This window comes from Burkholderia sp. A2, from assembly GCF_001729305.1.
GTDB classification, from domain to species: Bacteria; Pseudomonadota; Gammaproteobacteria; order Burkholderiales; family Burkholderiaceae; genus Burkholderia; species Burkholderia sola.
Genome location: NZ_LZXX01000081.1, coordinates 203141 through 225745, shown reverse-complemented (window position 1 = coordinate 225745; position 22605 = coordinate 203141). Strand labels below are relative to the sequence as shown.

The 22605-nt window shown below is 67.6% G+C and carries 22 protein-coding genes; 15 read left to right on the top strand and 7 right to left on the bottom strand.

Translation table 11 applies throughout. The features are described 5' to 3' along the window. Window positions 1-218 precede the first annotated feature (218 nt). From betC to A9Z05_RS06905, 4 genes are all read left to right on the top strand, one after another. Window positions 219-1754: a choline-sulfatase gene (betC, locus tag A9Z05_RS06920; RefSeq protein WP_069617429.1), complete on the top strand. Its 1536-nt coding sequence runs from the start codon at window positions 219-221 to the stop codon at window positions 1752-1754. 45 nt (window positions 1755-1799) lie between these two features. Further along, entirely contained in the window at window positions 1800-2765 is a 966-nt protein-coding gene (choX, locus tag A9Z05_RS06915) for a choline ABC transporter substrate-binding protein (RefSeq protein ID WP_069617428.1), read from the top strand. 260 nt (window positions 2766-3025) lie between these two features. Next, entirely contained in the window at window positions 3026-4165 is a 1140-nt protein-coding gene (locus tag A9Z05_RS06910) for a porin (RefSeq protein WP_069617427.1), read from the top strand. A gap of 22 nt (window positions 4166-4187) precedes the next feature. Further along, window positions 4188-5663, top strand: coding sequence for an MFS transporter (locus tag A9Z05_RS06905; protein ID WP_371090693.1), 1476 nt, complete (start codon window positions 4188-4190; stop codon window positions 5661-5663). A gap of 13 nt (window positions 5664-5676) precedes the next feature. Here the strand turns inward: A9Z05_RS06905 and A9Z05_RS06900 are convergent, their stop codons facing one another. From A9Z05_RS06900 to A9Z05_RS06880, 5 genes are all read right to left on the bottom strand, one after another. Further along, window positions 5677-6039 carry a YbjQ family protein gene (locus A9Z05_RS06900; RefSeq protein ID WP_069617425.1) on the bottom strand — a complete coding sequence of 121 codons (363 nt, stop codon included), beginning with the start codon at window positions 6037-6039 and terminating at the stop codon, window positions 5677-5679. A 132-nt stretch (window positions 6040-6171) separates the two neighbouring features. Beyond that, the gene (locus tag A9Z05_RS06895; RefSeq protein ID WP_069617424.1) at window positions 6172-7425 is read right to left on the bottom strand and encodes a M20/M25/M40 family metallo-hydrolase; all 1254 of its coding nucleotides are present in this window, start codon (window positions 7423-7425) and stop codon (window positions 6172-6174) included. A 79-nt stretch (window positions 7426-7504) separates the two neighbouring features. After that, window positions 7505-9217 carry a M36 family metallopeptidase gene (locus A9Z05_RS06890; protein WP_069617423.1) on the bottom strand — a complete coding sequence of 571 codons (1713 nt, stop codon included), beginning with the start codon at window positions 9215-9217 and terminating at the stop codon, window positions 7505-7507. Between the two features lie 478 nt (window positions 9218-9695). Further along, window positions 9696-10640: a GlxA family transcriptional regulator gene (locus A9Z05_RS06885; protein ID WP_069617422.1), complete on the bottom strand. Its 945-nt coding sequence runs from the start codon at window positions 10638-10640 to the stop codon at window positions 9696-9698. 76 nt (window positions 10641-10716) lie between these two features. After that, on the bottom strand, window positions 10717-11679 hold the full coding sequence (locus A9Z05_RS06880; protein WP_069617421.1) for a helix-turn-helix domain-containing protein: 963 nt from the start codon (window positions 11677-11679) through the stop codon (window positions 10717-10719). A gap of 240 nt (window positions 11680-11919) precedes the next feature. On the opposite strand from A9Z05_RS06880, the gene A9Z05_RS06875 reads away from it, so the two are divergent. From A9Z05_RS06875 to A9Z05_RS06845, 7 genes are read left to right on the top strand one after another with little or no spacing between them, the layout of a single operon-like run. Further along, window positions 11920-13077, top strand: a complete 1158-nt coding sequence (locus tag A9Z05_RS06875) for an amine dehydrogenase large subunit (RefSeq protein ID WP_069617420.1) — start codon at window positions 11920-11922, stop codon at window positions 13075-13077. A 7-nt stretch (window positions 13078-13084) separates the two neighbouring features. Then, a complete protein-coding gene (locus tag A9Z05_RS06870) occupies window positions 13085-13639 on the top strand; it encodes a MauE/DoxX family redox-associated membrane protein (protein ID WP_069617419.1) in 555 nt (184 codons plus the stop codon). Beyond that, complete coding sequence (gene mauD / locus A9Z05_RS06865) at window positions 13636-14271, top strand: methylamine dehydrogenase accessory protein MauD (protein ID WP_069617418.1); 636 nt, start codon at window positions 13636-13638, stop codon at window positions 14269-14271. The genes A9Z05_RS06870 and mauD overlap by 4 nt, the downstream gene beginning before the upstream one ends. A gap of 39 nt (window positions 14272-14310) precedes the next feature. After that, a complete protein-coding gene (locus A9Z05_RS06860) occupies window positions 14311-14856 on the top strand; it encodes a methylamine dehydrogenase light chain (protein WP_069617494.1) in 546 nt (181 codons plus the stop codon). Further along, the gene (locus tag A9Z05_RS06855; protein ID WP_069617417.1) at window positions 14853-15353 is read left to right on the top strand and encodes a cytochrome c; all 501 of its coding nucleotides are present in this window, start codon (window positions 14853-14855) and stop codon (window positions 15351-15353) included. The genes A9Z05_RS06860 and A9Z05_RS06855 overlap by 4 nt, the downstream gene beginning before the upstream one ends. Beyond that, entirely contained in the window at window positions 15350-15886 is a 537-nt protein-coding gene (locus tag A9Z05_RS06850; RefSeq protein ID WP_069617416.1) for a cytochrome c, read from the top strand. Before A9Z05_RS06855 ends, A9Z05_RS06850 begins: the two co-directional genes overlap by 4 nt. Window positions 15887-15919: 33 nt before the next feature. Continuing rightward, window positions 15920-17425 carry an aldehyde dehydrogenase family protein gene (locus A9Z05_RS06845; protein WP_069617415.1) on the top strand — a complete coding sequence of 502 codons (1506 nt, stop codon included), beginning with the start codon at window positions 15920-15922 and terminating at the stop codon, window positions 17423-17425. Between the two features lie 56 nt (window positions 17426-17481). Here A9Z05_RS06845 and A9Z05_RS06840 read toward each other — a convergent pair whose 3' ends face one another. After that, the gene (locus A9Z05_RS06840; protein ID WP_069617414.1) at window positions 17482-17925 is read right to left on the bottom strand and encodes a DMT family transporter; all 444 of its coding nucleotides are present in this window, start codon (window positions 17923-17925) and stop codon (window positions 17482-17484) included. A 121-nt stretch (window positions 17926-18046) separates the two neighbouring features. Between A9Z05_RS06840 and A9Z05_RS06835 the strand changes: the two genes are divergently transcribed. Then, window positions 18047-18928: a LysR family transcriptional regulator gene (locus A9Z05_RS06835; protein ID WP_069617413.1), complete on the top strand. Its 882-nt coding sequence runs from the start codon at window positions 18047-18049 to the stop codon at window positions 18926-18928. A gap of 62 nt (window positions 18929-18990) precedes the next feature. On the opposite strand, the gene A9Z05_RS36835 is transcribed toward A9Z05_RS06835, so the two are convergent. After that, window positions 18991-19158 (bottom strand): hypothetical protein, encoded by a 168-nt coding sequence (locus A9Z05_RS36835; RefSeq protein ID WP_176730163.1) that lies wholly within the window; start codon window positions 19156-19158, stop codon window positions 18991-18993. Between the two features lie 444 nt (window positions 19159-19602). Between A9Z05_RS36835 and A9Z05_RS06830 the strand changes: the two genes are divergently transcribed. The 3 genes from A9Z05_RS06830 to A9Z05_RS06820 all read left to right on the top strand — a co-directional run bounded on the left by A9Z05_RS06830 (window position 19603) and on the right by A9Z05_RS06820 (window position 22602). Then, window positions 19603-20556 carry a choline ABC transporter substrate-binding protein gene (locus A9Z05_RS06830; protein WP_069617412.1) on the top strand — a complete coding sequence of 318 codons (954 nt, stop codon included), beginning with the start codon at window positions 19603-19605 and terminating at the stop codon, window positions 20554-20556. Window positions 20557-20616: 60 nt separating this feature from the next. Beyond that, window positions 20617-21546 (top strand): 3-keto-5-aminohexanoate cleavage protein, encoded by a 930-nt coding sequence (locus tag A9Z05_RS06825; RefSeq protein WP_050012324.1) that lies wholly within the window; start codon window positions 20617-20619, stop codon window positions 21544-21546. Between the two features lie 90 nt (window positions 21547-21636). Continuing rightward, window positions 21637-22602, top strand: a complete 966-nt coding sequence (locus tag A9Z05_RS06820; RefSeq protein WP_069617411.1) for an L-carnitine dehydrogenase — start codon at window positions 21637-21639, stop codon at window positions 22600-22602. Window positions 22603-22605 lie beyond the last annotated feature (3 nt).

Below are 22605 nucleotides of genomic sequence, written 5' to 3'. Positions count from 1 at the left end.
AGGACCGGACGGCTACCCGCGCGAATTCGGGCGGGCGATAGTGCGGCGGACGGTGCGGCAGATGCGCTTCATGTGCGGCTGCGCAACGTATGCCGCGATTCTAGCCAGCGCGGCCCCGGCGCGCGGCGGTTTCTGCGGATCGCCTCCGTCATGCCGGACGTCTCGCTGCCCGAGCGGCGAGCCGTTCCATTCGAACACCGCTTTCCCCACGATCGCCGATGACGAACCCGACACCCAACATCCTGATCCTGATGGCCGACCAGCTCACGCCGTTCGCGCTGCCCGCGTACGGCAACCGCGTCGCCCGCACGCCGACGCTCGACCGGCTCGCCGCCGAAGGCGTGGTGTTCGACGCCGCGTACTGCGCGAGCCCGCTGTGCGCGCCGTCGCGCTTCTCGCTGCTGACAGGCAAGCTGCCGTCGGGCATCGGCGCCTACGATAACGCCGCCGAATTGCCGGCGCAAACGCTGACGTTCGCGCATTACCTGCGCGCGGGCGGCTACCGGACGATGCTGTCCGGCAAGATGCATTTCTGCGGGCCCGATCAGTTGCACGGCTTCGAGGAGCGCCTCACGACCGACATCTATCCGGCCGATTTCGGCTGGGTGCCCGACTGGGACAGCCCGATGGAGCGGCCGAGCTGGTATCACAACATGAGCTCCGTGCTCGATGCGGGCCCGTGCGTGCGCACGAACCAGCTCGACTTCGACGACGAAGTGACGTTCGCCGCGAAGCAGAAGCTGTACGACGTCGCACGCGAACGCGCGGCCGGACACGATGCGCGGCCGTTCTGCATGGTCGTGTCGCTGACGCATCCGCACGACCCGTATGCGATCACGCGCGAATACTGGGATCGCTACGACGATGACGAGATCGACATGCCGGCCGTGCGGCTCGATGCGGCCGAAAGCGATCCGCATTCGCAGCGGCTGCGTTTCGTCTGCGAGAACGACCGCACACCGCCGACCGACGCGCAGATCCGCGCCGCGCGCCGCGCGTATTACGGCGCGACGTCGTACGTGGACACGCAGTTCGGCAGCGTGCTGGCCGCGCTCGAGCAATGCGGGTTCGCCGACGATACGATCGTGATCGTCACGTCCGACCACGGCGACATGCTCGGCGAGCGCGGGCTCTGGTACAAGATGACGTTCTTCGAGGGCGGCTGCCGCGTGCCGCTGATAGTGCATGCACCGGGCCGCTTCGGCGCCGCGCGCGTGCGCGGGCCCGTGTCGCACGTCGACCTGCTGCCGACGCTCGTCGAACTGGCCGGCGTGGCGCCGGCCGGCGGCTGGCCGGACCCGGTCGACGGCGCGAGCCTCGTGCCGCACCTGCACGGCGCGCCCGCGCACGATGTCGCGCTCGGCGAATACCTCGCGGAAGGCGCGCTCGCGCCGATCGTGATGATCCGGCGCGGCGACTGGAAATACGTGCATTGCCCGGCCGATCCCGACCAGCTTTACCACCTGTCGGACGACCCGCGCGAGCTGACGAACCTGGCCGGGCAGCCGGAAGCCGCCGACGTGCTCGCCGCATTCCGCGCGCAGGCCGCGCAGCGCTGGAACCTGCCCGAGCTGGACCGGCAGGTGCGCGCGAGCCAGCGGCGCCGGCGCTTCCATTACGCGGCGACGACGCAGGGCCGCATTCACGCGTGGGACTGGCAGCCGTTCACCGACGCGAGCCAGCGCTACATGCGCAATCACATCGAACTCGATACGCTCGAAGCGATGGCGCGTTTTCCGCGCGTCGGGCGCTGAACGTTCCGCATCGCGGTCATTGAAGAACGACGGAGGAAACGAACCATGAAACGGCAAGGCAATGCAGCAATCCGAAGGATCGGCGCGGCGTTGGCCGCCGCGTGCGTGGTGGCGACGCAGCCTGCGTCTGCCGCCGATCCGCAGACGTGCGGCGACGTGAAGATGGCGGCGCCCGGCTGGACCGACATCGACGCGACGAACGCGATGGCGGGCGTCGTGCTGAAGGCGCTCGGCTACCGGCAGGACGTGGCGAACCTGTCGGTGCCGATCACGTACCAGGGCTTGAAGAAAGGGCAGGTCGACGTGTTCCTCGGCAACTGGATGCCCGCGCAGGCGCCGCTCGTGAAGCCGTTCGTCGACGAGAAATCGATCGACGTGCTGCACGCGAACCTGAGCGGCGCGAAGTTCACGCTCGCGGTGCCCGACTATGTGGCCGCGGCCGGCGTGCATACGTTCGCCGATCTGGCGCGCTTCGCGGACCGCTTCGGCGGCAAGATCTACGGGATCGAGCCCGGCGCGCCCGCGAACCAGAACATCAAGCGGATGCTGTCCGACCATGCGCTGGGGTCCGCGAACTGGTCGCTCGTCGAATCGAGCGAGACGGGCATGCTTACGCAGGTCGAGCGCGCGGTGCGCGACAAGCGCTGGATCGTGTTTCTCGCGTGGGAGCCGCATCTGATGAACACGAAGTTTCATCTGACGTATCTGTCGGGCGGCGATGCATACTTCGGCCCGAACTACGGCGGTGCGACGGTCAACACGGTCACGCGTGCCGGGTTCGCCGGCCAGTGCACGAATCTCGCGCGGCTGTTCCGGCAGATGACGTTCTCCGTCGACGTCGAGAACCGGATGATCGCCGACATGCTCGACCACAAGACGTCGCCCGCGCTCGCGGCGCAGCATGCGCTGAAGGCCGAGCCCGCGCTGGTCGCCGGCTGGCTCGACGGCGTGACGACGGCCACCGGCGCACCGGGCCTGCCGGCCGTGCGCGCGGCCCTCGACGGTCGCTGATTGCCTCCCGCCGGGCGGCCGGTCTTTGCCGTGCCGCCCGTCTCGGTGTTTTCCCGACCCGTCGCATCGTGACCATTTAGTGTCGCCTTCAGACGGGTGACCGGAAATATGGGTTTGTATTTTTCGCCAATGGCTGCGTTATTGCGGAAAACGAAATACCGGAGCCAGCGGGGCGGTCTGAATTCGAATCCACCGGCGCACCGCGGCACGCGCCGGGACGAGATTCTATCCATCGAACGGTTCAGGGAGGGTGGTCGACAATGAAGCACACGAAAGTTGCCGTAGCTGCCGCGCTTGCATGCGCGGCCTGTATTCCCGCCATCGGCCATGCGCAGAGCAGCGTGACGCTGTACGGGATTCTCGACGCCGGTATCACCTACGTGAACAACACGGGCGGCTCGCACGTGGTCAAGTTCGACGACGGCGTCGCCTACGGAAACCGCTTCGGCCTCAAGGGCACGGAAGACCTCGGCGGCGGCCTGAAGGCCGTGTTCGTGCTCGAGAGCGGTTTCCGTCTCGGCAACGGGCAACTCGGCTTCGGCGGCGCCGAATTCGGCCGGCAGGCGTATGTCGGCCTGCAGAACGACTGGGGCACGCTGTCGTTCGGTAACCAGCTCGACATCACGAACGAACTCGTATCGATCTACAACATCTCGGCGTGGGGCAGCGGTTATGCGATCCACCAGGGCGACTTCGACCGCTTCAACGGTGACCGCCTGCCGAACTCGGTGAAGTTCCTGTCGAACGACATGAGCGGCTTCAAGTTCGGCGCGATGTACTCGTTCGGCAACGTCGCGGGCAACTTCCATCGCAACAGTGCATGGAGCGCGGGCGCGAGCTTCACGAAGGGCGATTTCTCGATCGGCACCGCCTACACGCGCCTGAACAACCCGAACGGCATCTACGCGTTCGACCCGTACGCGATGATCGGCACGCACACGTTCCTCGGCCAGCAGACCGTTACCGTCGATCCGGCGACCGGCGCGCGTACCGACCTGTTCGCGAACACGCCGATGGGTGTCGACAGCCAGGGCACGTTCGGCATCGGCACGAGCTACACGATCGGCAAGCTGACGCTCGACGCCAACTACTCGTACACGACGATCAAGGGCTTCGGCCAGTCGTCGCACATGCAGGTGTACGAAGGCGGCGGCCTGTACCAGTTCACGCCGGCGCTGAGCTTCATCGCGGGCTACCAGCACACGCGCTTCGAAGGCCACCACTGGAACCAGGGCACGGCGGGCCTGCACTACCTGCTGTCGAAGCGCACCGACATCTACATCTCCGGCGATTACCTGCGCGCGTCGCAGGGCGTCGATGCGGTGATCGGCTACAGCTTTACGCCTTCGACGACGCAGACGCAGGCCGACGTTCGGATCGGGATGCGGCATTCGTTCTGAGCGAGCAGGTGCAGTCGATGTAGTGACGTCTTCAGCGAGGTCTCTCTTTGGCGCGAACCGCGGTTCGCGCTTTTTTTTGTGCGATGCGCCGGCTCGACGGGGCGCGTGGCCGGCGGCCGGCCGGTTTTCCGCGGTTGGCATATCATCGCGGTTTGGCCGCGTCCGCACCGTTGCCGCGCGCACGCACTCGCGTGTGTCGTCGTTTCCCGAACGGTCGCGGTGCGCAGCGCCAGCCGCCGAGATCCCGATGACCACCCCCGTGCCCGATTCCAGTCCTTTACCCCCGCTACCCGCCAACCTGTTCCGCCACGCGCCGTTCCAGCGTTTCTGGGGCACGCGCGTGATGTCGTCGCTGGCTTTCCAGATCCTGTCGGTCGCGATCGGCTGGTATGTGTACGCGCTCACGCACAGCGCGTTCGCGCTCGGTCTCGTCGGCCTCGCGCAGTTCGTGCCGATGTTCGCGCTGACGCTCGTCGTCGGGCAGGTGGCCGACCGCTACGACCGCCGGCGCATCGCGACGATCTGCCAGAGCGTCGAGGCACTGGCCGCCGGCGTGTTCCTGCTCGGCGCGGCCCAAGGGTGGCTGGCCGCGCCGGCCGTGTATGCGCTCGCGGCGGTCGTCGGCACGGCGCGCGCGTTCGAGTCGCCGTCGGTGTCGTCGTTGTTGCCGGCGGTCGTACCGCGCACCGACCTGCCGCGTGCGACCGCACTGTCGACGTCCGCGAACCAGGCCGCGCAGATCCTCGGGCCCGCGTTCGGCGGGTTGCTCTATGGTGTCGGCGCGCCCGTCGCGTTCGGCACGAGCATCGCGGCATTCGCGATCGCGGCGATGCTGAGCGGCACGATCCCGCTGCGCAGCGCACCGCCCGCTCGCGAGCCGGTGACGCTGCGCTCGGTGTTTTCGGGCATCGCGTTCATCCGGCGCGAACCGGCGATTCTCGGCGCGCTGTCGCTCGATCTGTTCGCGGTGCTGTTCGGTGGCGCGACCGCGCTGCTGCCGATCTACGCGCGCGACATCCTGCAGGTCGGCCCATGGGGCCTCGGCGCGTTGCGCGCGGCGCCGGCGGTCGGCGCACTCGCGGGCACGCTGTGGCTCACGCGTTTCCCGTTGAAGGGGCGGCCGGGCCGCGCGATGTTCGGCGGCGTGATCGCGTTCGGCATCGCGACGATCGTGTTCGGGTTGTCGCGGCATTTCGCGTTGTCGCTCGTGGCGCTGGCTGCGCTCGGCGCGTCGGACGTGATCAGCGTCGTCGTGCGCCTGTCGCTCGTGCAACTGCGCACGCCCGACGACATGCTCGGTCGCGTGAGCGCGGTCAACTCGCTGTTCATCGGCACGTCGAACCAGCTCGGCGAATTCGAATCGGGCGTGACGGCCGCGTGGTGGGGCGCGCCGGCCGCGATCGTCGTCGGCGGCGCGGCGACGATCGCCGTCGCGCTCGCATGGATGCGGCTGTTTCCGCAGCTCACGAACATGAAGTCGCTCGAACGCGACGGGTGACGCGCGTCACACGTCATGCATCCTGTGTCACGCGCACGGCCGTGCCGTAGCAGATGACTTCGGTCACGCCGGCGCCGATCTCGGTGGAGTCGTAGCGCATCGCGACGATCGCGTTCGCGCCGAGCGTGCGCGCCTCGGCGAGCATCTTGTCGAACGCCTGCTCGCGCGCCTTCTCGCACAGCGACGTATAGAGCGTGATGTTGCCGCCGAAGATCGTCTGCAGCGACGCGCCGAACGAGCCGACGATCGAGCGCGAGCGTACGACGATGCCCTGCGCGACGCCGAGCGAGCGAACGGTCGTATGGCCGGGCAGGTCGAAGGCGGTCGTGACGCGGGCGGGCGACAGATCGTCGATGGAGCGGGTGGGTTCGGTCATGGTGGGCAAGCGTGTGGTGAGTGATCGAACGGCGATTCTAGCCGGACGGACGAAAGGCATTCGAACGGGCGCACCCACGCGAGTGGACGCCCGTCTCGTTGCCGAACGCGAAAGCCGCTCGACGAAGCACGCTCAGCGCTTGACCGTCGCGCCGGCAATGCCGCCGAGATCGACCGCATAGGCCAGTGCCAGCTTGCCGAACTTCAGCGCATGGTTCGCCTGTCGATCCGAGTTCTCCAGCGTGTCGTTCACCGTGTGGATGTACGGGCTGTCGTTCTGGTCGGCCTCGAACGGGAACGATGCCGGATACCCCTGCGCATTCCACGACGCGTGATCCGAGCACGCATAGCCGCACTGCGACGTGCCGATCGCGAGCTCAGGCAGATAGGTCGACGCCAGATTCTTCACATAGGTGTTCTGCGCCGCGTTCGTGTAGTCGGTGATCAGGTAGATATCCTTCGGATCGCCCTTGTAGTTCGTCATGTCGAGCTGCAGCACGCCGACCACGTTCGCATTCTGCGTGCGGAACTGCTTCGCGATCGCCTTCGAGCCGAGCAGGCCGGCTTCCTCGGCCGCATACCCGACGAACTTGATGGTCCGTTTCGGCCGGTAGTTGTTCGCCAGCAGTACGCGCAGCGCCTCGGTCAGGCTGGCGATGCCCGACGCATCGTCGTCGGCGCCGGGCGAGCGCGTGTTTTCCGTCGTGCGGCCGACGGTCGAATCGAGGTGGCCGCCGAGCACGACCGTGCCCGCGGCCGGATCGCTGCCGCGAATCGTCAGGATCACCGATTTCTGCGGAAAGCCCGTGTGCGAGAACTGTTCGACGGTGATGTCGGTGCGTGAGCCTGCCAGCTGCTTCCACTGCAGTGCGAGCCAGTCGGACGCGGCGACGCCGTGCGACGTCGTGTAGTAGCGGTTCGTGAAGCCGGACAGCGACGTGATCGTGCCGACGATGTTGCTGGCTTGCAGTTGCTGGACCCACGTGCCGATCTGCGGCACGTTCGATACCGTGTACGCGGAGGCGGCGGCCTGTTTTGCGAGCGTCGCCGGCAACGGTTGCAGCGCCTGTCGCGCGTCGTCGAACGAATCGTGCACGACGTAGCCGGGCCCGTGGCCGCGCGTGCGATGAACGGCGCGGGCCAGCTCGCCGAGCCGCGCATCGTCGATCTCGACGACGTGAACGGTTTCGCGGCGCGCGGCGCCGTCGGCCGCCTTGCCGGCATCGACGCTCGTGCTGTACTGCGAGGTTGCGGTCGCATCGATGCGTTGAAGCTGGCGGAACGCGGTGTCGCCGAGCGTGATCCAGACGGGTGTCGCGTGCGCGGCGGCGGTCAGCAGCATGCCGCCCAGCGCGGCGCTCAGACGGGTCGGTTTCAGAGTAGGCATGTTCGATCTCGTGAGGATGGCGATGTCGATGAAGGGAGCGCGCCGCAGGTCGTGCGATGCGCTCCCGCCTGCTGCGGGATTACGACTTCTGCGGAACGGTCACGCCGTACGTGCAGCTCTTGTTGTACGCGTTGCCGATCGCGGTGAGCTGCGCGCTGCTGTAGCCGAGCGCGGATGCGGCCGTCAGCACGGCCTGCGCGGCAGCCTTCTGGTTGGTCGAGCTGTTGGTCATCGACAGCCCTTTCAGGAACGCCTTGTCCATCGCCTGCGCGCCGATCGCATCGCGCGCGACGAGGTTGCACGACGCCCAGTACTGGCCGGCCGTGTGGATCTCCGCGCCGCGCGCCTGCGCATAGGTGCGGCCGACGTTCCAGTTGGTCACGCGGCCGCCCCAGAACTCGTTGTGACCGTCCCAGTTGTAGACCCAGTGATACTGCGCATCCGACGGGCTCCACTGGTTGAAGTCGCGGCTGTACGCGGCGGCGAGATAGTCGCCGGTGCCTTCCGACAAGCCTTCCTGTTGCGACAGGCCGCCGTTGGTGACCCAGTCGTGGATGCCGTGGCCGAGTTCGTGGATCACGACGTCCGCGTCTTCCGCGTCGTCGACGCCGCCCTGCCCGAACGTCAGCCGGCCGCTGCTCGACGAATACGACGAGTTGTCGTCGCCCGATTCGCCGTGCGGGTCGTACTGCACGCCGCCCGTGTACTGGTACGGCAACGCCTTGATGCCGAGCGTCTGGTTCACGTACCGCAGGAACGTGTCGATGTGGTAATACACGTTCACGGCCTCGAAATACAGGTTGCCGCGCGTGAATTCGAACGCGGGCGTGGACTGCGACGGGCAGGCCTTGTCGAGCGGCGCATCGAAGTCGATGCACGCCGCGTACGGGCCCGTCAGCGTGTAGCGCGTGCCCGACTGCGCGAGATCCTTCAGCGTCACGCGTACGCGCGCCGCCGTGAGCTGTGTCGAATCGGCGTCGTTGCTGTCCTTGTAGCCGGTGCTGCCGTAGCTGCTTTTCGTCGGCGACAGCGGATCGGGACGGAACACGAAGCCGGTGCCGTCGGTCGCGTAGAACGCCTTGTCCTCCGCGCGCAGCACTTCGCCGCTGCCCGAGTCGATCAGCAGTTCCCAGTCGCCTTTCGGGCCATCCTGCGGGCGGCCGCGCACCTTCCACGCGGTGTGCGTGCCGGCCTTGTCGACGAATGCGACGAGCTGCGCGTCGAGATGCGTGAAGCCGCTCACGCCGAGATACGCACGAGCGCGTTCGAGCGCCTGCTGCTGGTCGACGGCCTGCGACTTGCGCGTCGTCGCGACCACGCCGTTGATCGTGTTGCTCGCGACGTACAGGATGCGGCCGTCCTTCGCGACGGTCACCGCGATGTCGCTGCCGTACACGGGCAGCCCGGCGGCCTGCTGCTGCAGGCGCACGACGGTGAAGTCGGCGTCGTTGCGCTCCGACGTGACGACGAGGCTCGCGAGCGCGGCCGCGTCGAGCCCGAGCTGCGCCGCCTGCGACGCGACGAAGTCGCGCGCGGTCGCGGCGGGCGTCGCGGCGGCCTTTTTGGCGCGATAGGCCGGGTTGTACAGCGTGACGGCGACGCCGTCCGCACGGAATTGCCCGGCGGCCGTGTCGGCCTTCGCGGCCGGCGGCGCGACGCCGCGCGTCAGGCTTTCGCGCAGGCTCGCGGCCTGCGGATTCGACACTTTCGTATCGGCCTGGGTGCCGCCGACGATGCCGAAACCGAGCACGAGACCCAGGGCGAGCGGCAATGCTTTGCGTGATGTCTGCATACGTGATCCTCATCTCAACGGTTGGACACGCCCGCGCGCTCGTGGCGAGCAGGCACGACACGGCCCGCGCGCCGGTTCGATGGAACCGGTGCGGCGAAGCGGTGCTGGGGGGCTCGACTGACTAAGGAAACCTAACTGTCAGGTCGAAAAGAAGCGGGCAGGCGAGGCGGAGGAGAAGCGAACGGCAGGCAGGTGCGGCGACGGCGAATCGAGCATCGTCATGTCATACCCCTCGGATCGATCGTGATATCGGCAGGCAGCCTGCGTGGCGCGACGCGCGCGAGATGCGGCATGCGTGTCGTTAGGCTGCCTATCTAACTTTTTTTGGTATGTTACAGAATATTTTCAACGACATTCCAGATTATTTTCGACGACCGCTTCGGTTCGTCGACCAGTCGTCGACATTGTTCAGCGAACGGAAGGAAACGCTGCCGGAACGCGCAATACCGCGCCCGATTGTGATCAAAAACCGGGACGATCAGCGCGTCGCGCGCCGGTCGCTGCGCGGGCTCATCCCGAATCGGGCGCGATAGGTGCGCGAGAAATGGGACGGCGATTCGAAGCCGCATGCGACGCACACCGACGTGATGCTCATGTCGGTCTGCTGCAGCAGTTCGCGCGCGCGATCGAGGCGCAGGTTCAGGTAGAAGCGCGTCGGCGTGTCGTTCAGCGTCGCGCTGAACAGCCGTTCGAGCTGGCGCCGCGTGATCGACACCTCCTGCGCGAGCGCGTCGGAGCCGAGCGGGTTCTCCATGTGCCGCTGCATCGTGCCGATCACCTGGATCAGCTTGCGGTTGTGCACGCCGTAGCGCGCGGCGATCTCGAGCCGCTGGCTGTCCGAGCGCTGCCGGATGCGGCTGACGACGAACTGCTCGGAAATCGCGGCCGCGAGATCGGCACCGTGCCGGCGGCCGATCAGGTCGAGCATCATGTCGATCGACGCGGTGCCACCCGCGCACGTGATGCGCCGGTCGTCGATCTCGAACAGTTCCTGTGTCGCGTTCAGGCCGGGATAGCGCTCGCGGAACGCGGCCAGCGCTTCCCAGTGCAGCGTGAGCGATTGCGATGCGTCGAACAGCCCGGCCTCCGCGAGCACGAAGCTGCCCGTGTCGATGCCGCCGAGCGTGGCGCCGTGCCGGTGCTGGCGGCGCAGCCAGTCGCCGAGCGTGCGCGTGTAGCACACGAGCGGATCGAAGCCGGCGACGACGAACACCGTATCGATCTGCGGGACGTCCGCGCACGCGGCTTCGGCGGCGACCGGAATGCCGTTGCTCGCGGCCACGGGCGCGCCGTCCGCGCTGATCACGTGCCAGCGATACAGCTCGGTGCGAAAGCGGTTCGCGACGCGCAGCGGCTCGACCGCGGACATGAAGCCGAGCGCGGAGAAGCCGGGCAGCAGCAGGAAGTGGAAATCCTCGGGCATCGGGGCGTGGGGTGGAGGCAGGCGCGGCACGCGCGCCGAACGTTCAAGCCGGGATTATCGCGGGTTTTTCCGGCGCTCAGCGCGTTTTTGCACGATGCACCGTCCGTCGCGCCGTCGTCGACGGCAATTCGCCGAATTGAGCCTTGTACGCGTTCGCGAAATGCCCGAGATGCATGAAGCCCCAGCGCGCGGCCGCTTCGCTGATCGGCAGGTCGGATTGCCGCGTGTCGAGCAGCAGGCGTCGCACCTGCGCGAGGCGCAGCGAGCGCGTGTAGTTGAGCGGGCTCGTCTGCACGACCGACTGAAAGCTGTTCTGCATCGTGCGGCGGCTCACGCGTAGTTGCGTGCACAGGCTCAGGATGTCGACGGGCGCTTCCGGATGCTCGATCACGTAGTCGTGCACGCGGCGCACGATGTCGGCGTGGCAGGCATGCGTGAGCCGGTTCGACGGCTCGGGCATCCGGTACGTGAGGAGATCGACCAGCACGTTGCCGACGTCGGCGCGCAGCGCGTGCTGCGCGGGTGGCGCGTCGAAGGCATCGGGCGCCGACAGCACGCGTTCGAGCAGCGTCGCGAGCTGCATGCTCGCGCGGTCGCGCGCGGCGACCGGCACCTCGACGACGCCGCGCCGCAGCGCGCGGGCGTCCAGCCGCACGTCGGCCGCATCTTCGATCTGCTGCATCAATTCGGGTTCGACGACCACGCCGATCAGCGACATGTCGTCGGGCGAATGGAGTTCGAACGGTGTGCCGCCGCGCGCCATCACGATCGTGCCGCGCTCGAGGCGCGCATCGCCGAACGCGAAGGTGCCCGAGCCGGTGAGCGGCATGCCGAACACCGTATGGCCGTGCGGCAAACATCCGCGCTGGACGATGCGCACGTTCGCCGCTTCCTGGAACAGCTGCGCGCCGTCGAACACCGCGTGTTTGACCGCGCTGCGATACGAGCCGGACCCGATCTGGTCGTAACGCTGATTCCAGCCGCGCAGCGCCTCCGCATGCCGGTCTGCGTCGTCGAACCTCTGATGTAACACGAGCACGGCGCCTCCGGCGATCGTTCGGACCGCGCAAGATTAAACCGACCGGGAAGTCGGCGCAATACGGGGCGGCGCTATTCCGGGCGCGGGTTTCAGAGGGTCGGAAGGGGCGGCGCGACGAGGCTTTCACACGCATTTCCAATATCCCGAATCGGCACGTACGCGTTGCCGGTCCGGGTGCTGACGGGATTTATTGTCGAACTACAGTCGCCCCACATAACGTGAATCCCCACTGGAGGCGGCATGAGGACAAGGCGACGAACCGCGGCGCTCGCGGCGACGCTGGCGTTGGCGGCGGCATGGGCCGGCAGCGCGAGCGCGACGGAAAAACCCGAAGAGCTGGTCGTGCAGAAGATGCCGCCGTGGCATCCGCACGAGGTCTATATCGTCGACATCTCGATGCCGTCGATGACCGACGGGCGCATCTACGTGTACGACGCGGATGCGAACAAGCTGCTCGGCCAGATCGACGGCGGCTTCGCCCCCGGCTTTGCGATCTCGCCCGACCGCAAGACGAGCTTCGTCGCGACGACCTATTTCTCGCGCGGCTCGCACGGCACGCGCACCGACGTCGTCGAGATGATCGACAACACGACGCTCGATCACGCGGGCGAGATCATGATTCCGGCGAAGCACGGCCAGCACGTGCCGTCGCCGTACAACACCGCGTTCAGTGCCGACGGCAAGCGGCTGTACGTCGCGAACATCACGCCGGCCGCATCGGTGACGGTGATCGACGCCGTCTCGAAGCAGGTGCTGTCGGAGATCGACATGGCCGCGTGCGTGCTCGCGTACCCGTCGGGCAACGACCGTTTCACCGCGCTGTGCGAAAGCGGCAAGGCCTTGACCGTCACGCTCGATGCGAACGGCAAGGAAACGAAGCGCACGATGTCGGACGCGTTCATCGACGTCGACAAGGATCCGGCGTTCGTGAACGCATCGCGGTACAACGGCGGCTATCTGTTCACCACGTACGGCGGCAACGTGCGCAGCGCCGATTTCAGCGGCGACAAGCCGGCGTTCGGCAAGGCGTGGCCGCTGCTGACGGACGCCGAGTGCGCCGAAGGCTGGCGTCCGGGCGGCCTGCAGCAGACGGCCGTGCACGCGAAGCAGCACCGTTACTACGTGCTGATGCACAAGGGCGCCGACGGTTCGCACAAGGATCCCGGCACGCAGGTGTGGGTCTACGACCTGAAGACGAAGCAGCGCGTCGCGCGCTGGGATCTCGCGCAACAGAAGGTCGAGCCGCTCGTGTCGATTCAGGTCAGCGAAGACGACAAGCCGCTGTTCTACGGGCTGACGGCGACCTCCGACCTCGTCGTGATGGATGCGCGCACCGGCACGCTGCGGCACGTCGAGAAGCAGATCGGCAATACGTCGTCGCTGCTCGTCAACCCGTGAGGCCGCGATGACCGTCGATCCCGTACTCGCCACCAGCGCGCAGGCTGGCGCGGCCGCCGTCGTGCTGCTCGGCGCCTTCGCGAAGATGCGCCGTCCCGCCGCGTTCCGCCAGGCGCTCGCCGGCTATCGGCTGCTGCCCGACGCGCTGACCGCGCCCGTCGCGTTCGCGATTCCGCTCGCGGAAGTCGTCGCCGCCGTGGCGTTGCTGTTTCCGGACACGCGCACGGCCGGCGCGACGGGGCTGATCGCGCTGCTCCTGGCGTTCGCGGCCGGCCTCGCGATCAACCTGCTGCGCGGCCACACCGACATCGACTGCGGCTGTTCCGGCTTCACCGCCGCCCGTGCGGACGCGCCGCACGGCATCGGCTGGCTGCACGTCGGCCGTGTGCTGCTGCTCGTCGTGCTCGCTGCAACCGCATTCGTCGAACCGGGTACGCGCGCCGTCGTGTGGTTCGACTACCTGACGCTGTCCTTCTCCGTGCTGCTGATCGTCTGCGCGTTGCTCACCGTCGACGTGCTGCTCGCCAACGTCCCGCGCCTTTCTCATCTGAGGAATTCATGATGCAAACCGCTCTTACCGTTTCCACCGCCCTGTTGTGGGTGGCCGTCCTCGCGCTCGGCGCGATCTGTCTCGCGCTGGTGCGCCAGATCGGCATCCTGTACGAACGCATCATGCCGGCTGGCGCGCTGATGATCGACAAGGGGCCGGCGGTCGGCGCGATCGCGCCGACGTTCGAACTGACCGACATTCGCGGCGCGCAGGTCAAGGTCGGCGGCATCGATGCAGCGGGCAAGGCCACGCTGCTGTTCTTCCTGTCGCCGACGTGCCCGGTCTGCAAGAAGCTGTTGCCGCTGCTGCCGTCGCTGCAGGCCAGCGAGGCGACGCCGGTGAACATCGTGCTCGCGAGCGACGGCGAGCTTGGCGAACACGCGCGCTTCGCGCAGAAGCACGACCTCGGGCGTTTCCCGTACGTGCTGTCGCAGGAGCTCGGCCTCGCGTACCAGATCGGCAAGCTGCCGTATGCGGTGCTGCTCGACGAAACGGGCGCCGTGCGCGCGAAGGGGCTCGTCAACACGCGCGAGCATCTCGAGAGCCTGTTCGAGGCGAAGGAGCGCGGCGTCGCGTCGCTGCAGCAGTTCGTGCACGGCGATCACGGCCACGGCGCGCACGACGCGCACGCGCGGCACGCATGACCGGCCGGACCTTTTTCAACGTCATTGGAGAACGACGACATGGGCGTGTTTGATTCATGGTTCGAGCGGTCGGCGCGCGGCGTCGCGCAGCACAGTTCGCGGCGCAGCGCGATGGCGAAGCTCGGCAAGGTGCTGGTGGGGTCGGCGCTGCTGCCGCTGCTGCCCGTCGATCGCACCGCGTATGCGGCCGATGCGGCATCGGGGGCGTCGGCCCCATCCGGCGCCGCCGCGGCGGGCGCGAGCGACGACCCGACGAGCTGCGACTACTGGAAATACTGCGCGATCGACGGCTGGCTCTGCAGCTGCTGCGGCGGCACGTCGAGCAGTTGCCCGCCGGGAACGACGCCGTCGCCGATCACGTGGATCGGCACCTGCCGCAATCCGCATGACGGTTCGGACTACATCGTGTCGTACAACGACTGCTGCGGCAAGACTTCGTGCGGCAAGTGCTTCTGCAATCGCAACGAACGCGAGAAGCCGCTGTACAAGCTGTCGCTGAACAACGACATCAACTGGTGCATGGCGAACGGTAATTCGAATTACCACTGTTCGGTTTCGGTTCTGCTCGGAGCGGCCAAGCAATGAAAGTGAAGCAGGCAGGAAAGATCATCGTTGCATGCATGGCGGCCGTTGCGGCCTGCGCGTTGCCCGGCGCGGCCCGCGCACAGGAAACCGTGCATGACCCGGCCGGAAAAGGCCTGTTCGATGCACAGTGCGCGGTGTGTCACCAGGCGGGCGGAAAAGGGCAGGACGGCCTTGCGCCGCCGCTGACCGAGTATCCGGGCAAGTACGCGACGGCGGAAGCCGGGCGGGCGCAACTGATCGCGACGCTGCTGCACGGGATGTTCGGCGAGATCCAGGTGCACGACAAGCGCTACAACTTCAAGATGCCGTCGTTCGCGAGCGCGAGCGACGACGACATCGCACACGTGCTCAACTACGTCGTGTTCGACCTCAACGCGCAGCACGGCGACGCGAAGCCGTTCACCGCGGCCGATATCCGGGCGGCGCGCGCGAAGCAGATGGACGGCACGGCCGTGCATGCGCAGCGCGCGGGGGTGATCAAGGGGCTCGGCCTGTGAACGGCATCCGCGCGTCCTTGCAGGGCACGCGGTGCGCGCCGCCGTCGCGGTTCGACGGCGTGGCGCATCGGGTGTCGTGCTGGCTGCTGCTGTCGGGCGCTGCGGTCTGCGCGTTCGTCGCGTCCACGCCAGCACAGGCCGACGGCGCGGCCGACACCGCGCTCGCTCGGCAGCACTGGGTGCTCAACTGCATGGGCTGCCATACGGCGACGGGCGGCGGCATTCCCGGCAAGGTGCCACCGCTCGCGAATTCGCTCGGCTATTTCACGCATCTGCCAGCCGGACGCGAGTACGTGATGCGCGTGCCCGGCGCGTCGAACTCGGCGCTGTCGGATCGGGAGCTGGCTGACGTGCTGAACTGGGTGCTCACGACGATGAACCGCGATGCGTTGCCGCGCGACTTCAAGCCGTATACGGCCGCCGAAGTCGCCGCGCACCGCCGCCCCGCGCTGTCCGACGTCGCGACCGTGCGCGCCGGTCTCGTCCGCGCGTTGCAGGCGCGCGGGATCGACGGCGTCACGGAGCGCTACTGACCGACTCACTCAACGAATCAAGGAAACGTGAACATGGAGACGAACGAAACCTTTGCGCTGCTCGACGCAACGCGTGCGTTTCTCGCGAAGCCGAAGAAGATGCTGATCGGCGCCGAGTGGAGCGACGCCGCGTCGGGCCGCCAACTCGATGTCGTGAACCCGGCCGACGGCACCGTGATCGCGCGCGTGCCCGAAGCGGACGAGCGCGACGTGCAGCAGGCGGTTGCCGCCGCGCGCCATGCATTCGATGCGGGTCCGTGGCGCAACGCGAAGACCACCGAGCGCGAGCGCCTGATGCTCGCGCTCGCCGACCTGATCGAAGCCAACGCGCGCGAGCTTGCCGAGATCGAATCGCTCGACAACGGCAAGCCGGTGATTGTCGCGCAGGCGCTCGACGTCGCGATGGCCGCGCAGTGTTTCCGCTACATGGCCGGCTGGGCGACGAAGATCGAAGGCAGCGTGATCGACGCCGGCATGCCGTACCTGCCGGGCAGCGAAATTTTCGCGTATACGCGCAAGGAACCCGTCGGCGTGGTCGGCGCGATCATTCCGTGGAATTTTCCGTTGCTCATGGCCGCGTGGAAAATCGCGCCGGCGCTCGCGACCGGTTGCACCGTCGTGCTGAAGCCTGCCGAAGACACGCCGCTGAGCGTATTGCGGCTCGGCGAGCTGATCCAGGCGGCCGGGTTCCCGGACGGCGTCGTCAATATCGTCACCGGCTACGGTCACACGGCCGGCGCGGCGTTGTCGCGCGATCCGCGCATCGACAAGATCGCGTTCACCGGGTCGACGCAGACGGGCAAGACGATCGGCCACGCGGCGCTCGACAACATGACGCGGATGTCGCTGGAACTCGGCGGCAAGTCGCCAGTGATCGTGCTGCCCGACGTCGATCTCGACAAGGCCGCGCAGGGCGTCGCGAACGCGATTTTCTTCAACCAGGGGCAGGTGTGCACGGCCGGTTCGCGCGCGTACATCCACTCGAAGGTGTTCGACGGCGTGATCGAGCGCGTCGCGAAGCTTGCCGCGAGCCTGAAGATCGGCCCCGGGATGGACCCGGCGACGCAGATCGGCCCGCTCGTGTCGGCGAAGCAGCTCGAGCGCGTGTGCGGTTACATCGACTCGGGGTTCGGCGAGGGCGCGCGTGCGGCGGCGGGCGGCCGCGCGCTCGATGGCCCCGGCTTCTTCGTCGAACCGACGGTGCTGGTCGATACGACGCAGGCGATGCGCGTGGTGCGCGAGGAAATCTTCGGGCCGGTGCTCGTCGCGATGCCGTTCGACGACGTCGATACGGCCGTGCGGCTCGCGAACGATACGCCGTACGGCCTCGGCGCGAGCATCTGGTCGAACGATCTTGCGGCGATCCACAAGCTGATCCCGCGTATTGCCGCGGGCACCGTGTGGGTCAACTGCCATTCGCTGCTCGACAACGCATTGCCGTTCGGCGGGATGAAGCAGTCGGGCTTCGGCCGCGAACTCGGCCGCGCGGTGATCGACCAGTACACGGAGAGCAAGTCGGTGATGATGAACTACGCGTGAGCGTCGCGGCACGTGCGTGCGTTGCCGATACGCCGGCCCGCACGCGCGCGCCGCCGTCACGCGCGGATCAGCACGACCCCGACGATGAGGCACGCCGCGCCGGCAATGCGGATCGCGCTCGCCGAATGCTGCGGGATGCCGAGCACCCCGAAGTGGTCGAACACGAGCGCGCCGGTCATCTGCCCGACGACGATCAGCGCGAGCGTCGTCGCCGCGCCCAATCGCGGCACCATCAGGATCGCGACGCCGACGAATACCGCGCCGAAGAATCCGCCCGTCCAGCTGAACCACGACCCCGCACCGGACAACGTGCCGCTCACGCGCGGGTGAGGCGACAGCAGCGCGACCGCCAGCATCGCGGCGAGGCCGACGACGTAGCTGACCGACCCGGCCCACCACGGCGAACCGATCTGCGCGCGCAGGTTCGCGTTGAGCACCTGCTGCAACGCAACGCTGATGCCGGCCGCCACGACCAGCAAATAAGACAGGACGGTAGTCACGAAGATGAACGCTCCGAAAGCGTGGCCGCAACGGTGATGCGGGCACGGAAGGCTTTCATTCTGCGGAGCGCGCCGGTATAACGCAAATATCGAATCTGGCGCTCATCCATCTCGTTTCGGTATGCCATCACTCCGACAAATCCAGTATTTCCTGACCGTGGCGGACCTCGGCGGCTTCACACCGGCCGCGGGTGCGCTCCACGTCGCGCAGTCGGCGCTCAGCCGGCAGATCGGCCAGCTCGAGGACGAACTCGGGTTCGTGCTGTTCGACCGCGAGCCGAGAGGCGTGCGGCTCACGCCGGCCGGCGCGCTCTACCGCGAACGCGTGGCGTCGATCCCGGCCACGCTGACGGCGGCCGCCGACGAAGGTGCGCAGTTGTCGCGCGGGGAGGCCGGCGTGCTGCGGCTGCTGCATTCCAGTACCGTGCCCGTCGGCAGCCTGATGCCGGATCTCGACCGCTTCATGCGCGATTGTCCGGGCGCGCGCATCGATCTCGACCGCGCATCGTCCGAGGATCAGGTGACGGACATCGCGAACGGTCAGGCCGATGTCGGGATCGTCCGGTTGCCGGTGCTGCGGCGCGATGCACGCGTGCGTTTCGTCGAACTGGCGGCCGAACGCCTGTGCGTGGCGGTGCCGGCCGATCATCCGCTCGCGGGCCGCAAGCGCGTCGCGATCGCGCGGTTGCGGCGCGAGCCGTTCGTATCGGCCGTGTATCGGGAGCGGGGCGGCCTCGCGCGCGTCGTGATCGATCTGTGCCTGAAGCGCGGCTTCGTGCCGGCGGCCGCGCGGATCGTGTCGCCGAAGACGTCGATGCTGAATCTCGTCGCGGCCGGCCGGGGCGTGGCGATCGTGCCGGCGCGGATGGCGAGCATCGGGATCGACGGCGTCGTGTTCGTGCCGATTTCGGACGAGGATGCGAGATCGGTGTGCGCGCTGGTGCTGCCGGTCGAACCGACGGTGCTCGCGCAGGCGTTCGTTCGAGTGGTGACGGCGGGCTAAACGCGCCGCATCGCCACCGTACCGGCTCGCGAGTTCGGCTGGCCTGCGCCCGACGTCGATACTCAGACGCGGTACCCCGCATCGTGCATCAACCGGCGCGACGCGTCGCCGCGCGGGCCTTCCGCATCGAATTGCGCGCGAAGTTTCGCATCCGCGCCGCGCATCACGCCGCGCTGCATGGGCACGATGAGGACGACAAGGGCGACGACGAAGAAAGCGGCAAGCATCATGGTGTTCCTTGGCGGAAAGACCGGAGACGGACATCGCGACGGCCGGCCGTGTCCGTGCGCGTCCGTTACAGCGACGCGCAACGGCCGGACACGAGGCGGCACGGCAACAGGCGGGCCGCGCGCGATCGCCCGGCGACTGCCAGCATAGGGCCGGTCAACCGGATCCGGCGACCTGTCGGAAATCCGTCAGCAAAGCCATGGCGGAATCGAAAGGTGTGCGCCGCATCCGGGCAATCCCGCCGCTCCCAAGAAAAACCCTAGACCCCCGTCCATCAAGCCTCAGACGAAATCTAGTGGTTTCCACTCATAGTCGCAAACAGGCAAGAACAGGTCGCCGCCGGTCTTCTCGCGGCGAATATGGCTCGTTACTTTTACTCCCACGATGCAGGCCGGCGCACACTCCGCGCACCGGCTGCCGCGAGACCAACCGGGAGGAACCGAACCATGAAGTCGACGAAGATCGCCGCGCTTGCCGCGGCCGTGCTGGCGACCGGCGCGTTCACGCAAGCCGCGCTGGCCGAGACGGAGGCCGCGACCTGCCGCACCGTGCGTTTCGCGGATATCGGCTGGACCGACATCACGTCGACCACGGCGCTCGCGTCGACCGTGTTCGAGGCGCTCGGCTACAAGCCGACCACGACGATCGCGTCGGTGCCGATCTCGTTCGCCGGTCTCAAGAGCAAGCAGCTCGACGTGTCGCTCGGCTACTGGTGGCCGGTGCAGCAGAAGCAGCTGCAACCGTTCCTCGACAGCAAGTCGATCAACGTCGTCGAACCGCCGAACCTGTCCGGTGCGAAGGCGACGCTCGCGGTGCCGAGCTACGCATACCAGGCCGGCCTGAAGACCTTCGACGACATCGCGAAACACCGCGCGGAACTCGACGGCAAGATCTACGGGATCGAGCCGGGCAGCAGCGCGAACGCGACGATCCAGAAGATGATCGACACGAACCAGTACGGGCTCGGCGGCTTCAAGCTCGTCGAATCGAGCGAAGCCGGGATGCTGGTGACGGTCGAGCGCGCGGCACGCGAGAAGAAGTGGGTCGTGTTCCTCGGCTGGGAGCCGCATCCGATGAACATCCAGCTCAGCATGAACTACCTGTCCGGCGGCGACGCGGCGTTCGGCCCGAACTACGGCGAAGCGCGCGTGTACACGCTGACCGCGCCCGACTTCATCGCGCGCTGCCCGAACGCGGGCAAGCTCGTGACGAACCTGCGCTTCTCGACGCAGCTCGAGAACCAGCTGATGCAGACGGTGATGAACAAGACCAAGCCGGCCGATGCCGCGAAGGCGTACCTGAAGAAGAACCCGCAGGTGCTCGATCCATGGCTCGCGGGCGTCAAGACGTTCGACGGCAAGGACGGCCTGCCTGCCGTGAAGGCGTATCTCGGCCTGTAACGGCCGCGCCCATACGCTATCAGCAATGCGACACAACCCGAATCAAGCGAGGCATCCAGCATGAATCACGAAGTCATCATCACCTGTGCCGTGACCGGCGCGGGCGATACGGTCGGCAAGCATCCGGCGATTCCGGTCACGCCGAAGGAGATCGCGGCCGCCGCGATCGAAGCCGCGAAGGCCGGCGCGACGGTCGCCCACTGCCACGTGCGCGATCCGCAGACCGGGCGCGGCAGCCGCGACCCGAACCTGTATCGCGAAGTGGTCGACCGGATCCGCTCGGCCGACGTCGACGTGATCATCAACCTGACGGCCGGCATGGGCGGCGATCTCGAGATCGGCCCCGGCGAGGACCCGATGCGCTTCGGCAAGGGCACGGATCTCGTCGGCGGCCTCACGCGTCTCGCGCACGTCGAGGAACTGCTGCCCGAAATCTGCACGCTCGACTGCGGCACGCTGAATTTCGGCGACGGCGACTACATCTACGTGTCGACGCCCGCGCAGTTGCGTGCCGGCGCGAAACGGATCCAGGAACTCGGCGTGAAGCCGGAACTGGAGATCTTCGATACGGGCCATCTGTGGTTTGCGAAGCAGTTGCTCAAGGAAGGGCTGCTCGACGATCCGCCGCTGTTCCAGCTGTGCCTTGGCATTCCGTGGGGCGCGCCGGCCGATACCGGCACGATGAAGGCGATGGTCGACAACCTGCCGCCGGGCGCGCACTGGGCCGGCTTCGGGATCGGCCGCATGCAGATGCCGATGGTCGCGCAGGCGATGCTGCTCGGCGGCCACGTGCGCGTCGGCCTCGAGGACAACATCTGGCTCGACCGCGGCGTGCATGCGACCAACGGCACGCTCGTCGAGCGTGCCCGCGAGATCGTCGAACGCCTCGGCGGCCGCGTGCTGACGCCGGCCGAAGGCCGCCGCAAGCTCGGCTTGCCGGCGCGCGGCGAACGTCCGCTCGAACGTCGCGCGCTCGCCGAATTCGCGTGAATTTTTTCACCGACTGACTGACATGACAGGGTGGCCTGCGCGCACGCGCGGCCGCCCACCGATTTCCCCTGATTCGAAGGATGCGTTGACATGGCTGTGAAGACCGACATCAACACGTTTGCCGCGATCGGCACCGGCGTGATCGGCAGCGGATGGATTGCCCGCGCGCTCGCGCACGGTCTCGACGTGGTCGTGTGGGACCCGGCGCCGGGCGCCGAAGCGCGGCTGCGCGCGAACGTCGCGAACGCGTGGCCCGCGCTCGAACGCGTCGGCCTCGCGCCGGGCGCCGATCCCGCGCGGCTGCGGTTCGTGTCGACGATCGAGGCATGCGTCGCCGACGCCGATTTCATCCAGGAAAGCGCGCCCGAGCGCGAGGCGCTGAAGCTCGAACTGCACGAGCAGATCAGCCGCGCGGCGAAGCCCGACGCGATCATCGCGTCGTCGACGTCGGGCCTGCTGCCGACCGATTTCTATGCGCGGGCCACGCATCCGGAGCGCTGCGTGGTGGGCCACCCGTTCAACCCCGTCTACCTGCTGCCGCTCGTCGAGGTGCTCGGCGGCGCGCGCACGTCGCCGGAAGCGGTCGAGGGCGCGATGGAGGTCTATCGCAAGCTCGGCATGCGGCCGCTGCACGTGCGCAAGGAAGTGCCGGGCTTCATCGCGGACCGTCTGCTCGAGGCGTTGTGGCGCGAGGCGCTGCATCTCGTCAACGAAGGCGTCGCGACGACCGGCGAGATCGACGATGCGATCCGCTTCGGCGCGGGGATCCGCTGGTCGTTCATGGGCACGTTCCTGACCTACACGCTGGCCGGCGGCGACGCGGGCATGCGACACTTCATGCAGCAATTCGGCCCTGCGCTCGAACTGCCGTGGACGAAGCTGGTCGCGCCGACGCTCACCGACGCACTGATCGACCGAGTCGTCGAAGGCACGACCGAACAGCAGGGCACGCGCAGCATCAAGGCGCTCGAACGCTATCGCGACGAGTGCATCACCGAGGTGCTGAAATCGATCGCCGCGGTGAAGGCGCGGCACGGGATGCGATTCGACGAATAAAGG

Bases quoted from the DNA above. Each gene is read 5' to 3' on its own strand.
- A9Z05_RS06835 (WP_069617413.1), top strand. From the start codon at position 18,047: ATGCCATCACTCCGACAAATCCAGTATTTCCTGACCGTGGCGGACCTC.
- A9Z05_RS06895 (WP_069617424.1), bottom strand. From the start codon at position 7,425: ATGCCTACTCTGAAACCGACCCGTCTGAGCGCCGCGCTGGGCGGCATG.
- A9Z05_RS06870 (WP_069617419.1), top strand. From the start codon at position 13,085: ATGACCGTCGATCCCGTACTCGCCACCAGCGCGCAGGCTGGCGCGGCC.
- A9Z05_RS06820 (WP_069617411.1), top strand. From the start codon at position 21,637: ATGGCTGTGAAGACCGACATCAACACGTTTGCCGCGATCGGCACCGGC.
- mauD (WP_069617418.1), top strand. From the start codon at position 13,636: ATGATGCAAACCGCTCTTACCGTTTCCACCGCCCTGTTGTGGGTGGCC.
- A9Z05_RS06860 (WP_069617494.1), top strand. From the start codon at position 14,311: ATGGGCGTGTTTGATTCATGGTTCGAGCGGTCGGCGCGCGGCGTCGCG.
- A9Z05_RS06875 (WP_069617420.1), top strand. From the start codon at position 11,920: ATGAGGACAAGGCGACGAACCGCGGCGCTCGCGGCGACGCTGGCGTTG.
- A9Z05_RS06890 (WP_069617423.1), bottom strand. From the start codon at position 9,217: ATGCAGACATCACGCAAAGCATTGCCGCTCGCCCTGGGTCTCGTGCTC.
- A9Z05_RS36835 (WP_176730163.1), bottom strand. From the start codon at position 19,158: ATGATGCTTGCCGCTTTCTTCGTCGTCGCCCTTGTCGTCCTCATCGTG.
- betC (WP_069617429.1), top strand. From the start codon at position 219: ATGACGAACCCGACACCCAACATCCTGATCCTGATGGCCGACCAGCTC.
- A9Z05_RS06885 (WP_069617422.1), bottom strand. From the start codon at position 10,640: ATGCCCGAGGATTTCCACTTCCTGCTGCTGCCCGGCTTCTCCGCGCTC.
- A9Z05_RS06855 (WP_069617417.1), top strand. From the start codon at position 14,853: ATGAAAGTGAAGCAGGCAGGAAAGATCATCGTTGCATGCATGGCGGCC.
- A9Z05_RS06900 (WP_069617425.1), bottom strand. From the start codon at position 6,039: ATGACCGAACCCACCCGCTCCATCGACGATCTGTCGCCCGCCCGCGTC.
- A9Z05_RS06845 (WP_069617415.1), top strand. From the start codon at position 15,920: ATGGAGACGAACGAAACCTTTGCGCTGCTCGACGCAACGCGTGCGTTT.
- A9Z05_RS06910 (WP_069617427.1), top strand. From the start codon at position 3,026: ATGAAGCACACGAAAGTTGCCGTAGCTGCCGCGCTTGCATGCGCGGCC.
- choX (WP_069617428.1), top strand. From the start codon at position 1,800: ATGAAACGGCAAGGCAATGCAGCAATCCGAAGGATCGGCGCGGCGTTG.
- A9Z05_RS06825 (WP_050012324.1), top strand. From the start codon at position 20,617: ATGAATCACGAAGTCATCATCACCTGTGCCGTGACCGGCGCGGGCGAT.
- A9Z05_RS06830 (WP_069617412.1), top strand. From the start codon at position 19,603: ATGAAGTCGACGAAGATCGCCGCGCTTGCCGCGGCCGTGCTGGCGACC.